This window comes from Bradyrhizobium sp. IC4059 (genome assembly GCF_020193615.1).
Classification (GTDB): domain Bacteria; phylum Pseudomonadota; class Alphaproteobacteria; order Rhizobiales; family Xanthobacteraceae; genus Bradyrhizobium; species Bradyrhizobium yuanmingense.
The window spans coordinates 815,416-829,272 of sequence record NZ_JADYVH010000001.1 but is presented as its reverse complement, the minus strand read 5'-3'; the positions used below and the strand labels follow the sequence as shown (position 1 = coordinate 829,272).

General features: G+C 64.2%; 13 protein-coding genes. 6 read left to right on the top strand and 7 right to left on the bottom strand.

What is annotated here, in order from left to right; translation table 11 throughout:
- Positions 1–69: 69 nt before the first annotated feature.
- Together I6F12_RS03885 and I6F12_RS03880 are read left to right on the top strand one after the other, a co-directional pair.
- Positions 70–633, top strand: a complete 564-nt coding sequence (locus I6F12_RS03885; RefSeq protein ID WP_085968941.1) for a TRAP transporter small permease subunit — start codon at positions 70–72, stop codon at positions 631–633.
- Entirely contained in the window at positions 630–2,054 is a 1,425-nt protein-coding gene (locus I6F12_RS03880) for a TRAP transporter large permease subunit (RefSeq protein ID WP_063710704.1), read from the top strand. The genes I6F12_RS03885 and I6F12_RS03880 overlap by 4 nt, the downstream gene beginning before the upstream one ends.
- Before the next feature lie 73 nt (positions 2,055–2,127).
- Here the strand turns inward: I6F12_RS03880 and I6F12_RS03875 are convergent, their stop codons facing one another.
- From I6F12_RS03875 to I6F12_RS03865, 3 genes are all read right to left on the bottom strand, one after another.
- A complete protein-coding gene (locus I6F12_RS03875; RefSeq protein WP_036023017.1) occupies positions 2,128–2,532 on the bottom strand; it encodes a YccF domain-containing protein in 405 nt (134 codons plus the stop codon).
- A 171-nt stretch (positions 2,533–2,703) separates the two neighbouring features.
- Positions 2,704–4,248, bottom strand: a complete 1,545-nt coding sequence (locus tag I6F12_RS03870; RefSeq protein WP_225155537.1) for an acyl-CoA synthetase — start codon at positions 4,246–4,248, stop codon at positions 2,704–2,706.
- A gap of 140 nt (positions 4,249–4,388) precedes the next feature.
- Entirely contained in the window at positions 4,389–5,198 is an 810-nt protein-coding gene (locus I6F12_RS03865) for a crotonase/enoyl-CoA hydratase family protein (RefSeq protein ID WP_225113542.1), read from the bottom strand.
- Between the two features lie 116 nt (positions 5,199–5,314).
- On the opposite strand from I6F12_RS03865, the gene I6F12_RS03860 reads away from it, so the two are divergent.
- Positions 5,315–6,187, top strand: a complete 873-nt coding sequence (locus tag I6F12_RS03860; protein WP_109144463.1) for an SDR family oxidoreductase — start codon at positions 5,315–5,317, stop codon at positions 6,185–6,187.
- Positions 6,188–6,484: 297 nt separating this feature from the next.
- Positions 6,485–8,062: a fatty acid--CoA ligase gene (locus tag I6F12_RS03855; RefSeq protein WP_225127325.1), complete on the top strand. Its 1,578-nt coding sequence runs from the start codon at positions 6,485–6,487 to the stop codon at positions 8,060–8,062.
- 142 nt (positions 8,063–8,204) lie between these two features.
- On the opposite strand, the gene I6F12_RS03850 is transcribed toward I6F12_RS03855, so the two are convergent.
- Positions 8,205–9,479, bottom strand: a complete 1,275-nt coding sequence (locus I6F12_RS03850; protein WP_225127326.1) for an acyl-CoA dehydrogenase family protein — start codon at positions 9,477–9,479, stop codon at positions 8,205–8,207.
- Positions 9,480–9,690: 211 nt separating this feature from the next.
- Here I6F12_RS03850 and I6F12_RS03845 point away from each other — a divergent pair, with 211 nt between their 5' ends.
- Positions 9,691–10,470 (top strand): enoyl-CoA hydratase-related protein, encoded by a 780-nt coding sequence (locus I6F12_RS03845; protein WP_036016254.1) that lies wholly within the window; start codon positions 9,691–9,693, stop codon positions 10,468–10,470.
- 252 nt (positions 10,471–10,722) lie between these two features.
- Here I6F12_RS03845 and I6F12_RS03840 read toward each other — a convergent pair whose 3' ends face one another.
- Genes I6F12_RS03840 through I6F12_RS03830 form a run of 3 tightly spaced genes read right to left on the bottom strand, consistent with a single transcriptional unit; the run spans position 10,723 to position 12,875 of the window.
- On the bottom strand, positions 10,723–11,100 hold the full coding sequence (locus I6F12_RS03840) for a DUF6285 domain-containing protein (RefSeq protein ID WP_036016253.1): 378 nt from the start codon (positions 11,098–11,100) through the stop codon (positions 10,723–10,725).
- 3 nt (positions 11,101–11,103) lie between these two features.
- Positions 11,104–12,090, bottom strand: a complete 987-nt coding sequence (locus I6F12_RS03835; RefSeq protein ID WP_225127327.1) for a phosphotransferase family protein — start codon at positions 12,088–12,090, stop codon at positions 11,104–11,106.
- Positions 12,087–12,875, bottom strand: a complete 789-nt coding sequence (locus I6F12_RS03830) for an enoyl-CoA hydratase/isomerase (protein WP_036044702.1) — start codon at positions 12,873–12,875, stop codon at positions 12,087–12,089. Before I6F12_RS03830 ends, I6F12_RS03835 begins: the two co-directional genes overlap by 4 nt.
- A gap of 166 nt (positions 12,876–13,041) precedes the next feature.
- Between I6F12_RS03830 and I6F12_RS03825 the strand changes: the two genes are divergently transcribed.
- The gene (locus I6F12_RS03825; RefSeq protein ID WP_036044683.1) at positions 13,042–13,821 is read left to right on the top strand and encodes an SDR family oxidoreductase; all 780 of its coding nucleotides are present in this window, start codon (positions 13,042–13,044) and stop codon (positions 13,819–13,821) included.
- Positions 13,822–13,857 lie beyond the last annotated feature (36 nt).

Below are 13,857 nucleotides of genomic sequence, written 5' to 3'. Positions count from 1 at the left end.
GACCGCCCTCAATTCGCACGCAGGCGGCCTGCTTTGCGCCGCACGAATGATCGGCGAAAGGGGCGAGGCATGGCTGAGATAACAGGCGGGCAGCCACCGGCGCTTCTGGCTATCATCAGGATGATCGACGGCTTCACCGACCGGACCGGCACGATCATCTCGTGGCTCTCGGTGCCGCTGGTTCTCGCCGTCGCCTATGAGGTTGGAGCGCGTTACCTGTTCAACGCGCCGACCATATGGGCCTACGACGCAACCTACATGCTGTACGGCTCGCTCTTCATGCTTGGCGCCGCTTACGCGCTGCACAAGGGTGCTCATATCCGTACCGACTTCTTCTGGGAGAAGTTCTCGATCCGTAGGAAGGGCTGGATCGATACGATCTCCTATGTCGTCTTCTTCTTCCCGAGCCTGATCATGCTGTTCCTGATCAGCTGGAACGAATTTCACTACGCCTGGCTGATCAACGAGACTTCGGACCAGACTCCCTGGCGGCCCGTGCTGTGGCCGTTCAAATTCGTCGTGCCGCTCGCCTGCCTCCTGCTGCTGGTCCAGGGCGTGTCCGAGTTGATCAAGAGCATCTACATGGCGCGCACCGGCGTCGAGCTGGAGCATAAGGAGAAAGTCGAGATATGACCGCAGAAGCGCTCATCGGCCTCATCATGCTGCTGGTGCTGCTGGGCGCGATCTTCATCGGTGTGCCGATCTCGTTCACGTTGCTGTTTCTCGCCTTCTCGTTCGGCTACTGGGGCATGGGCGGGACGGTCTTCGAGCTTGGTTACTTCCAGACCATCGGCATGATGAAGGAAGAACTTCTCGCCGCCGTACCGCTGTTCATCTTCATGGGCTTCATCACCGAGCAGGCGGGACTGATGGAGCGCCTTTTTACGGCGTTCCGCATGCTGCTTGCGCCGGTGCGCGGCGCACTCTTCCTCGTCGTCATCCTGACCTCGACCGTGTTCGCGATGGCGACAGGCATCGTCGGCGCAGCCGTCACCGTTCTTGGCATCATGGCATCGCCAATCATGACGAAGGCGGGCTATGATGCCAAGCTTTCAGCGGGCACCATCACGGCGGGCGGCACGCTCGGTATTCTCATTCCCCCGTCGGTCATGCTGATCGTGATGGGGCCGGTGCTCGGGGTTTCGGTCGCCGATCTCTATGCTGCAGCCTTCGGACCGGGCTTTCTGCTGGCCGGCGTCTACATCATCTATCTGATGGGCCGCTCCTTCATCAATCCCAAGCTCGGGCCGCCAGTGCCAAAGGATGAGCGGATCTACTCCGCTGGATACATTGCACGCGAGGTGGCCGTCGGAACGCTGCCGCTGCTCGGGCTCATCACGGCGACGCTCGGCTCGATCATCGGGGGGCTTGCGACGCCGACGGAGGCCGCCGGCATCGGCAGCGTCGGCGCGCTGATCCTGGCCATCGCATATCGCAGGTTCTCGCTCAGCGGACTGCAACGGGCGCTGATCTCGACGATGGCGACGTCGAGCATGGTCCTCCTGCTGGCGGTCACGTCGAACATTTTCGGTGCGGTGTTCGCCCGCCTTGGCTCAGCGAACTGGATCACCGAGACGATGCTCGGCCTGCAGTTGCCGCCGAGCCTCATGCTGATTGTCGTGCTCCTTCTCATTTTCCTGCTGGGGTGGCCGTTTGAGTGGCCGGCCATCATCCTGGTGTTTCTGCCGATCTTCTATCCTGTCGTGAAAGGCATGGGCATCGACCTCATATGGTTCGGAGCGTTGGTTGCGGTGGTGCTGCAGACCGCCTTCCTGTCGCCGCCCGTCGCCATGTCAGCGTACTATCTCAAGCAGGTGGTCAAGGGCTGGAGTCTCGGAACGATCTACGCTGGCATGTTCCAGTTCATGGTGCTGCAGGTGATCTGCGTTGGCCTGATGATTGCCTTCCCCGGCATTGCGACCTGGTTCCCGCACACGCTGCATGAAGCATCTCGCAGCCAGGTGATCCCGGAGGAGTACAGAAAAATCCTGGAACAGCAGAAACAAGCACCGTCCCTGGAAGACGAGGACTGGTTGACACCAAAAAAGAAGTAGCCCGCGCGATTGAGTCCGCGACGGCGCCACACGGCTCCGCTCTGCCGCCGAACGCCGACGTTGAGGCGACGTCCTAAGCCGGCACGATCACCTTGCCGATCGGCCAGAGCGCGATGCCGGCGAGCTTCAGATGGGCCCAGGCGAACGGGATGCCGATGATGGTGACGGCGAGGACGAGCGCGGTCAGGAGGTGACCGAGTGCGAGCCACCAGCCGGCGAGCACGAACCAGATGATATTGCCGATCACCCCGAGCGGGCCGGTGCCGATATCCTCGACGCCGGTGACATCGTAGCGGTTGACCGCCCGGGAGCCGAACGGCAGCAGCGTGTAGACGGCGATGTTGAACGCCGCCCGCGCCCAGGGCAGGCCGATGATGGTGATCGCCATGACAACGGCCGCGATCAGCCAGCCGAACGCCATCCAGGCGCCGCCGATGAGGATCCAGAGGATGTTGAGCAGGATGGAAACGGGGGCCATGGGACGATCCGGAGGTGGATGATCCCATTCATATAGGCTCGGAATTTGTTCGTGCCAGGACGCTTCCAGCGCGCGGGGCGTAGCCCGGATGGAGCGAAGCGTAATCCGGGATGATCTTTCCACGGCGAGAGATCCCGGATTACGCTTCGCTCCATCCGGGCTACGAAGTAGCTAGATCTTCCGGCCCGCCTGCTCCCAATAGGGATCGCGCAGGCGTCGTTTGAAGATTTTTCCGGAATCTTCGCGCGGCAGGCCGGTGCGGATCTCGATGTGCTTGGGCACCTTGTAGTCCGCCAGATGCGCCTTCAGCGCGGCGCGGACATCGGAAGCAGCGAGCGTGACCCCGGGTTGCGGCTCCACCACCGCCATCAGCGCCTCGCCGAACTCGGCGTCGGGGATGCCGAACACGGCGCAATCATGCACGCCGGGCACCGCATGCAGCACGGATTCGATCTCGGCCGGGTAGATGTTGACGCCGCCTGATATCACCATGTCGCGCTTGCGGTCGCAGATGAAGACGTAGCCGTCTTCATCGATATAGCCGACGTCGCCGGAGGTGATGAAGCCGTCGCGGTCGATCTCGGCGCGCTTCTCCGGCTTGTTGTGATAGGTGAAATCGGCCATCTCGGCCATGCGCGAATAGATCTCGCCGATCTCGCCGACGCCGAGCACGCGTCCGTCGTCGCCGATGAAGCGCAGCTCGGCGCCGGGCGAGATCCTGCCGACGGTGCCGGGCTTCTTCAGCGCGTCCTCCGACGTCGCGAAGGTCACGGCGCTGGATTCGGTCGAGCCGTAGAACTCGTAGATCACCGGCCCCCACCATTCGATCATGGCGCGCTTGACGTCGGCCGGGCACGGCGCGGCGGCGTGGATGACGTGGCGGAGCGAGGAGACGTCGTACGTCCTGCGCACCTCCTCGGGCAGCTTCATCAGGCGGATGAACATGGTCGGCACCATGAAGATGGTGTCGATCTTGTAGTGCTCGATCGCCTGCAGGAATTCCTCCGCCTCGAAGCGCGGCATCAGCACCAGCACCCCGCCGAGCTTGCCGGCGCGGATGCCGAACGAGTTCGGCGCGGAATGATAGAGCGGCCCCGGCAGCAATGCGCGGGCGCCGGGCTTGAGCCCATAGATCATCGCACGCATGCGCTCACCGGCAGCCTGCTGCTCCGGCGTCGGCGCGTTGCGGCGGACGCCCTTGGGATGGCCTGTCGTGCCCGACGTGTAGATCATGTTCATGGGCTGCGGCACGATCGGGCCGTCATAGGGCGGGTGTTGCGCGAGCCAGGCTTCGAAATCGATCGCGAAGTCCGGCGTCTTCAGATGATCGGGATCGATCTTGTAGTTGGAGCGGATTTCCGGCGGCGTCGGCACGCTGAGCACGGTGACTCCCTCAGGAATCGCATCGCGCAAACCGTGCAGCATGTCGGCATGAGCGATCAGCACGGCGGCGCCGGAATCCTTCAGGATGTAGGTGATCTCCTCCGGTTTGAAGTGCCAGTTGATCGGCACGCCATAGGCGCCCAGCCGCATCGCGGCGTAGGCGGCTTCCAGGAAGGCGATGTCGTTGCGCATCAGCATGCAGACGCAATCGCCCTGGCGGACGCCGATCTTGGCGAGGCCGGAGGCGATGCGGTCGGCGCGCTCAGTGACCTCGGCGTGAGAGCGGCGGCGCTCGCCGGAGACGATGCCGAGGAAGGGGGGCGTTTGGCTCATTGTTGTTTTTCTTTGTTGTTGTTTGTGCCGTCATTCCGGGTCGATGCGCAGCATCGAACCCGGAATCCATTTCACAGCGAACGATGCGGCTCGATGGATTCCGGGCCTGCGCCTACGGCGCATCCCGGAATGACCCAAAGCTAATCCGCAAAATTCGGCGCGCGCTTCTCCAGGTTGGCGCGCACGGCCTCGGTCTGGTTGGGGCTGCCAATCAGCTTCTGCTGCTCGACGGATTCGGCGAGCAGCGCCGGGCCCGGATCGACCGAGAGATTGTTCAGCATCCGCTTCGCCGCGCGGATCGCATCGGGGCTTTTTCCTGCGATCTCGCGCGCGACATCAAGCGCCGCAGCGCGCGGATCGTCGCAGATGCGCGTGGCGAGGCCGTAGGTCATCGCCTCTTGCGCCGAGAAGATGCGCCCGGTGTAGGTGAGATCGCGCAGGATGTCGTCGCGTACCAGCGAGGCCAGGATCGGCGTGCCCGCCATGTCGGGCACGAGGCCCCATTTGATCTCCATGATCGACATGCGCGCATCCGAGCTGAGAAAGCGCATGTCGGCGCCGAGCGAGAGCTGGAAGCCGCCGCCGAAGGCGACGCCGTGCACGGCCGCGATCACAGGCATCGGTAGCTGGCGCCAGCCCCACACTGCTTGTTGCGCGAAGTTGGCCTTGCCATATGTGCGCACCGTGAGATCCCGATTTTCGCCACCCGGAATTCCGTTGCCCCCCTTCTCCTTCATGGCGGCAAAACGCCCCATGTCCAGCCCGGCGCAGAAGGCGCGGCCTTCGCCCGAGAGCACGACGGCGCGCACGCCCTTCTCCTTCGACAGCCGGTCGGTTGCGGCGACGAGGGCCTCGAACATGGGCTGATCCAGCGCGTTCATCTTGTCGGCGCGCACCAGGCGCACGTCGGCAACGCCTTCCGAGATCGAGATCGAGACGCGATCGTCCATGGACGAATTCTCCCCTAGTTCTTGCCTGTTCTTGTTCAGTGCCGCTTTACAGGCCGCCGGCGGCCGGATTTAGTCAATCGACCAATTAACTGACAATCGCGACAGAGGAAACAGCCATGTTCAAGGAAAATCTTCTGGCGGGCCGACGCATTCTCGTGACCGGCGGCGGCACCGGTCTCGGCAAATCGATGGCGGCGCGCTTTCTCCAGCTCGGCGCCGAGGTGCACATTTGCGGTCGGCGCAAGATCGTGTGCGACGAGACCGCAACCGAGCTGATGGATCTCTACGGCGGCCGCGTCACCAGCCACGGCGTCGACATCCGCAACGCGCTCGCAGTCGAGGAGATGATCGAGAGCATCTTCCGCGATGGCCCCCTCACCGATCTCATCAACAATGCGGCCGGCAATTTCATCTCGCGGACCGAGGAGCTCTCGCCGCGCGGCTTCGATGCGGTCGCCAACATCGTCATGCATGGCACGTTCTACGTGACACATGCGGTCGGCAAGCGCTGGATCGCCTTGAAGCAGCCCGGCAACGTCGTCTCGATCACCACGACCTGGGTGCGCAACGGCTCGCCTTACGTGGTGCCCTCGGCGATGAGCAAGTCGGCGATCCACGCCATGACGATGTCGCTTGCCACCGAATGGGGACGACACGGCATCCGCCTCAACACCATCGCCCCGGGCGAGATCCCGACCGAGGGCATGAGCAAGCGCATCAAGCCCGGTGACGAAGCCGGCGCGCGCACCAAGGCGATGAACCCGATGGGCCGCGTCGGCACCATGGAGGAACTGCAGAACGTGGCCGTGTTCCTGATCTCCGGCGGCTGCGACTGGATCAACGGCGAGACCATCGCCATGGACGGCGCCCAGGCGCTCGCCATGGGCGGCAACTTCTACCAGCTCCGCGACTGGAGCGACGACGACTGGAAGACCGCGCGCGAGAGCATCATGGCTCAGAACGAGAAGGACCGCGCGAAGCGGGGGTGACGGCGCATTGCAAATGCGCGGACGTGTAAGGGGCTGACGTTTTCACCACGCCCCCAGTTGTCGTCCCCGCCTAGTGCGCAAAGCGCAAGGGGGCGGGGACCCATAACTACAGGGAGCAGTCGTGGCGCGAGACAGGTAACTGCGTGTCTTCGCCAAACAACTTCCTGTGGCTATGGGTCCGGATCTGCGCGCGCTTGAGGCGCGCGCTTGTCCGGGACGACAGCGGAGCCCATCTTGTCTTCACCGGCGGATGACGCCACACTCCCGGGCATAAAAACAAACGCCTCCGGGAGAAACATGTCCACACAGAAACTGGCGAACCTCGCCGACATGGTGCGCGAGCGTGCGAAGAGCCGCGACAGCGCCATCGCCTATGAATTCGAGGGCCGCACCACGAGCTTCGCCGAGTTCGACATCAAGACCAACAAGGTCGCGAACGCGCTCCTCGCAATGGGCGTGAAGAAGGGCGACCGCATCGCCTATCTCGGCAAGAACAGCGACATCTATTTCGAGCTCCTGATGGGTGCGATGAAGGCTGGCGTCGTGATGGCGCCGGTGAACTGGCGGCTGGCAGGGCCCGAGGTCGCCTTCATCGTCTCGGATTGCAGGGCGCCGGTGCTGTTCGTCGGGCCGGAGTTCATCACTCAAGTGCGCCAGATCCGGGAGCAGATACCAAGCGTGCGCACCGTCATCACCACCGAGGGCGGCGCGCCGGAATGGCCGGATTTTACGGAATGGCGCGATGCGCAGAGCGGCGATGATCCGAAGGTGCCGATCGACACCACGGACATCGCGATCCAGCTCTACACGTCGGGCACGACGGGCAAGCCGAAGGGCGCGATGTTGTCGCATGCCAACTTCCTCAACCTGGTGCAATCCGGCAATGCCGAGGACAAGCCGGAGTGGAACCGGTGGTCGACCGACGATGTCTCGCTGGTGGCGATGCCGATCTTTCACATCGGCGGTTCGGGGTGGGGCGTCATGGGGCTCTATCACGGCGCCCGCGGGGTGATCGCACGCGAGTTCGACCCGACCAAGGTTTTGGATTTCTTCGAGCAGTCCGCCATCACAAAACTGTTCATGGTGCCGGCGGCGATGCAGTTCGTGGTGCGGCAGCCACGCGCCAGGACGGTCGACTTCTCGCGGCTGAAATACATGCTGTACGGCGCCTCGCCGATTCCCGCAGCGCTGCTGAAGGAATGCATCGAGGTCTTCAAATGCGGCTTCGTGCAGCTCTACGGCATGACCGAGACCACCGGCACCATCGTCGCGCTGCCGCCGGAGGATCACGTCGAGGGGCTGGAGCGGATGCGCTCGGCCGGCAAGGCGCTGCCGGGCGTCGAGATCGCGATCCTGGATCCGGACGGCAAGCCGCTGCCGCCGCGGCAGGTCGGCGAAATCGCAACGCGCTCGGGCTCCAACATGGCCGGCTACTGGAACCTGCCGGAGGCGACCGCATCCACGCTGCGCAGCGACGGCTGGCTGCGCACCGGCGATGCCGGCTACATGGACGAGGACGGCTATCTCTACATCCACGACCGCATCAAGGACATGATCATCTCGGGCGGCGAGAACATCTATCCGGCCGAGGTCGAGAGCGCTCTGTGCGACCACCCCGATGTCGCGGAAGCCGCCGTGATCGGCGTGCCTGACGACAAATGGGGCGAAGCCGTGAAGGCGATCGTGGTGATGAAGCCGGGCAAGCAGGCGACTGCCACCGAGATCATCAACTTCACCCGGACGCGCATCGCCGGCTACAAGACGCCGAAGAGCGTGGAATTCCTGCCTGCGCTGCCGAGGAATCCGTCAGGCAAGATCCTGCGGCGGCAGCTGCGCGAGCCGTATTGGGCGGGGAAGGATCGGCGGGTGAATTGATCCGCGGTGCCGTAGGGTGGGTTAGCCGTAGGCGTAACCCACCTCTTTGCAATCCACGCGGATGGCGCTGGTGGGTTACGCCCTGCGATCGCGCTTCGCGCAATCGCAGCGCTAACCCACCCTACGATAGCGGTGCGAGCGTCTAATGCTTCCCCGGCCCCATATACCCGAACAGGAATCCCGCCACTTTCCGCATCTGGATCTCCTCGCTGCCTTCGGTGATGCGATATCTCCGGTGGTGGCGGTAGATGTGCTCGAACGGCTTGTGGCGTGAATAGCCCATGCCGCCATGGACCTGCATGGCGCGGTCGGCGGCCTCGCAGCAGAGGCGGTTTGCCCAGTAGTTGCACATCGAGACCCGGTCGGACAGGGTGCGCTCGATTTGCTCCTCATTGAGCTGGTCCATCTCCCAGGCGGTCTTGCGGATCAAGAGGCGCAGCATCTCGGCTTGGGTCGCAAGCTCGACCAGCGGGAACTGGATCGCCTGGTTCTCGGCCAGCGCCTTGCCGAACGGTTTGCGCTCACGCGCGTATTTCACACTCTCGTTGATGCAGTAGACCGCGGCGCCGAGCGAGCTTGCCGCCTGGCGAATGCGGTTCTGGTGGACGAAGCATTGCGCCAGCGACAGGCCGCGGCCGACCTCGCCAAACAGCGCATCCTCCGGCACGAACACGTCGGTGAAGCTGACGCGCGGATGGTCGGTCGGCATGTTGAAGGTCCACATGTACTCCTCGACCTTCACACCATGGGTCTTCGCCGGCACCAGGAAGCAGGTGATGCCGCGGGCGTCGCCATCGTTGCCGCTGGTGCGCGCGAACAGCGCGCAGTGCGTGGCGACGTGCATGCCGGTCGTCCACATCTTCTCGCCGTTGATGATCCAGCCCTTGACGTTGTCGCGGGTGGCTGCCACCGCGCGCGTCTCCATGTGGGTGGCATCCGAACCGTGATGCGGCTCGGTCAGGCCAAAGGTGATGCGGTACTTGCCCTTAATGGAGCCGTCGATCATCGCCTTCTGGTCGTCGCGGCCGTAGCGGTCGAGCATGGTGACGACGGGGAAGTTGCCGACGATCGAATGCTCGTTCTGGAGGTCGTTGTGCAGGCCGAGACCCCTTGCGGCAAAATGCTCGCGGATCACGGCCATCCAGAGGTTGGAGCCGTCCTTGCCGCCGTATTGCTTCGGCACAGGAAAGCGCAAATGCCCGGCGGCATCCGCGAGGTCCTTGGCCTTGCGCAACAGCGCCTCCCATTCGTGGCGCGGCAGGCCGCCATTCTCGAAATCGGTCCGCGCCCATTCGCGGCGATGGTCGAAGAAGCGGATGTTGTCGTCGGCCCGTTCCAGCGGCTTGATCTCGCGTTCGATGAAACGGTCGAGCTCTCCGAGATAGGCGACGAGATCGGCAGGCAATGAGAAATCCACAGGTTCTCTCCCGGATTGATTTTATCGTTTTGCGTTAAGGCGCTGGGCGCATTCTTGCTTGGTGCGATTAAGGTGAGAAGAGCGCGTGCAAGTCAAGCAAGCCGAGATGTGAGGAGCGCAAGGCGCGCCCGCGCAATTCGATGGTGCTCTGGCGCACCCGCACGGTAGTATGGGGCCAATATTCCTTCGAAAGAAAATCCGGGAGCGCGCGATGGAGCTGAAATTCTCAAAGGTGGAACGCAAGGGGCCGATCACGATCGTGACGCTGTCGCGGCCCGAGGTCTACAACGCGCTGCACACCGATGCGCACTTCGAGCTTCAGAAGGTGTTTGACGATTTCTCCGCCGATCCCGAGCAGTGGATCGCGATCGTCACGGGCAGCGGCGATAAGGCGTTCTGCGCCGGCAACGATCTGAAGTGGCAGGCAGCGGGGGGAAAACGCGGCTGGGACAAGGGCGGCTTCGCCGGCCTCACCTCACGCTTCGACTGCGACAAGCCGATCATCGCCGCGGTGAACGGCGTTGCCATGGGCGGCGGCTTCGAGATCGCGCTCGCCTGCGACCTCATCATCGCCGCGGAGAACGCGACCTTCGCCCTGCCCGAACCGCGCGTCGGCCTTGCCGCGCTCGCCGGCGGCTTGCACCGGCTGCCGCGCCAGATCGGGCTGAAGCGCGCCATGGGCATGATCCTCACCGCGCGCCATGTCAGCGCCAAGGAAGGGCTCGAGCTCGGTTTCGTCAACGAGGTGGTGCCGCAGGGCGAGGCGCTCGCGGCCGCGCTGCGCTGGGCCGAGATGATCGCCAAGAATTCGCCGATGTCGATCCGGGCCTCGAAGCAGGCGATTCAGAAGGGGCTTGGCGTGTCGCTGGAGCAGGCGATCGCGGAGCAACGGGACTATCCGGCCGTGCAGGCGATGGTCGCCTCGCAGGATTATATCGAGGGCCCGAAGGCATTTTCCGAGAAGCGGCCGCCGAAATGGGTGGGGAAGTAGGAAACGGGTCTCCCCACTCGTCATTCCGGAGCGCGCCGACAGGCGCGAGCCCGGAATCCATTGAGCGACAGAACGTGCGGATGAATGGATTCCGGGTTCGTCGCTTCGCGACGCCCCGGAATGACGGCGGAGAGAGGAGCGCCCCCTCTCTCAACACTGTCATTGCGAGCGTAGCGAAGCAATCCAGGCTGCCCAGCAGAGACAGTCTGGATTGCTTCGTCGCAAGGGCTCCTCGCAATGACGGGGAGAGACCTACCCGCTTCGTCCTAGTTCGCGCTTGTACGAGGCATAATTCGGCTGATCGACCGCCAGCTTGTCCATCGTGGTTGCCCACAGGTGCTCGGCGAGGCCTGGGGTCGCGAGATCCATCTCCCCGCTCGCGATGCGATGTGCGAGAACACGGTTGAGCTCCATGACCGAGCCGTCGATGCCGAGCAGCGCGCGCAGGCGCTCCACCTCCTTCGCATCGCTTCCCTCCTCCCGCGTCAGCTGCCGCGTGACGAGGTCGAGGATGTTGATGGCGACGCGCAGCTTGAAGGCTTGGTGGCCGGAGATCAGCGGCGTGATGTCGCTGCGGAGGAAATCGGCGACTGCCTTGGTCAGCTCGATCGGGGTCGGCTCGTCCTGCATGTGTCAGCTCCCGCGCGGCGCCAGAAGCCGCAACAGATCGATCTCGGTCTCGCTGGCGCGGCGGCCGATCATGGCGCGCTCCATGGAATGGTCGGGCCCCTCGCGAAAGCGCTGCATCATGCCGCCGCACATGATGCCCCAGCGCAGCGTGCCCATCACTTCCCAGAACTTGACGCGCTCAGGGTCGACCTTGCGGCCCGAAGCCTCGTAACCGGCGAACAATTCCTCGCGCGAGCCAAAGCCGCCGACGGGCTTGTCGATCTCGCCGAAGCGCCAGGAGTTCACGCAGACCCAGCCGAGGTCCTCCATGGGATCGCCGAGATGGGCGAGCTCCCAGTCCAGTACCGCGCGAACGCCGTCGGCGCCGATGATGAGATTGCCGTTGCGGAAATCGCCGTGCACCAGCGTGGTCTCGGCCGCGGGACCGGGATCGTGATCGTGCAGCCAGCGCAGCGCCAGCTCGAATACCGGCTTGGGCCAGTTCAGACTGCGATAGTCGCGCTCGAACTCGGCGATCTCCTGGGTTGCGCCGCGGCTGCGCAGCTCGGGCAGTCTGTCCAGCGGCAGCCTGTGCAGGCCCGCGAGGATGCCACCGATCTGCCACGCCAGATGCGGCCGCGCCGCCGCATACTCTTGATCGCGAAGAATCTTGCGCGCGATGGTCTCGCCCTCGACGCGCTGCATGATGAAGCCGGTGCCGAGATCGTCCTCCGGCACCAGCACATGCAGGACGCGGGGCGACGGCACGCCGGCCTCATAGGCGAGCTGCATCAACTGCGCTTCCGCGGCAAGACCGGCCGCGCGGGTCGGCGCGGCGCCATAGCCCTTTGGTGAGCGCCGCAGGATCGCGCCGATCGGCCCGTCGGGATGGGAGATGTCGAAGCGCCAGGTTTCCTGGCTGGCGCCGCCGGAGAGCTTTGCCGCACAGGTCGCGCCGGTCGCCCCTTTGCACCAGCGCTGGACGCTGCGTGAAAGCGCCGCCTCGATCATTTGCCCTTGAACTGCGCGGGCCGCTTCTCGAGGAAGGCGCCGACGCCCTCGCGGAAATCCTCGGTGTCGCCGGCGCGGAGCTGGCACTGGAATTCCAGATTGAGCTGATCCTCGAAGGAATTTTCCGGGCTGTCCCAATAGAGCTTGCGGATCAGCGACAGCGCCACGGTCGGCCCGCTGGCGAGATCGCGCGCCAGCTTCATCGCTTCCTCCATCAAGACGCCGTCATCATAGACGCGGTTGACAAGGCCCCATTCCAGCGCCTTCTCGGCCGGCAGGCGCTCGCCCATCAACGACAATTCGATCGAGCGCGCGCGGCCGACGAGGCGCGGCAACAGCCAGGTCGAGCCGCAATCCGGCACGAGGCCGATGCGGCGGAAGGCCTGCAGGAAATAGGACGAGCGCGCGCATAGGATCATGTCGCCGAGCAGCGCGAAGCTCATGCCGGCGCCGGCGGCCGGGCCATTGACCGCGGTGACGATCGGGCAGTGCAGGTTGCGGATGCGGCGCAGGAAGGGATGAAAGCCGGTCTCCAGCGTAAGGCCGGCCTTGGTCTTCTTCGCCTGGTTGTTGCGGCCTTGCAGATTGGCGCCCGTGCAGAACGCCCGCCCCGCACCGGTCAGCACCACGCAGCGCACCTCGTCCTTCTTCTCCTCGATCGCATCGAGCGCCTCGGAAAGACCGCCCAGCATGTCGACGGAGACCGCGTTCATCACCTCCTGATGGTCGAGCTTGAGGATCGCGACCGAGCCATCGAAGTCGAGCGTGACGTGTTTGAACTGCATGGTTTCCTCATCAGTTGCGGCCCGCACCAGTTTCGCAGGCCGGAATTCGTTTTGCCGGGGCGCATATTTGATTTTTGGCGCGGTCTTGTCCATGGTGATCGGAGCATAGCAAGCAATCTTGTGCGCAGCGGCTGATGCGCCGCAGTCAAAAAACAGGAAACGCGCCATGAACCTCTTCGACCTTTCCGGCCGCGTGGCCGTGATCACCGGTGGCAATGGCGGCATCGGGCTCGGTATCGCGCAGGCGCTCGCGGGCCAGGGCTGCAACGTCTCGATCTGGGGCCGCAATGCTGACAAGAACAAGGCCGCTGCCGCGAGCATGGAGGGCCTGTCCGGCAAGGTCGACAGCCGCGTCTGCGACGTCACCGATCCGGCCTCTGTCGCTTCAGCGATGAAGGCGACGCTCGACACCTTCGGCCGGGTCGATGGCTGCTTCGCCAATGCGGGCATCGGCGGCGGTGGCCGGCGCGCCTTCATCGAGCGCACCGAGGAGGAATGGCGCACGATGTTCGCGACCAATCTCGACGGCGTGTTCCACGCGTTCCAGGCCGCCGCCAAGCACATGACGGATCGCGCCAATGCCGGCGATCCCTTTGGCCGGCTGGTCGCGACCTCGAGCCTCGCCTCGATCTTCGGCACCGCGCGCAACGAGCATTATGCCGCGACCAAGGCCGCCATCAACGCGCTGGTGCGCGCGCTCGGCGTCGAGCTGGCACGTCACGGCGTCACCGCCAATGCGATCCTGCCGGGCTGGATCAAGAGCGACATGACCGCAGGGCTCATGGCGAACGACAAGTTCGTAGCCAACGTGATGCCGCGGATTCCGATGCGGCGCTTCGGCGAAGCCTCCGATTTCGGCGGCATCGCGGTGTATCTGATGAGCAAGGCGTCGTCGTATCACACCGCGGATACTTTCGTGATCGACGGCGGCTATACCGCGTTTTGATTCTCGTAGCCCGGATGGAGCGCAGCGAATCCGGGA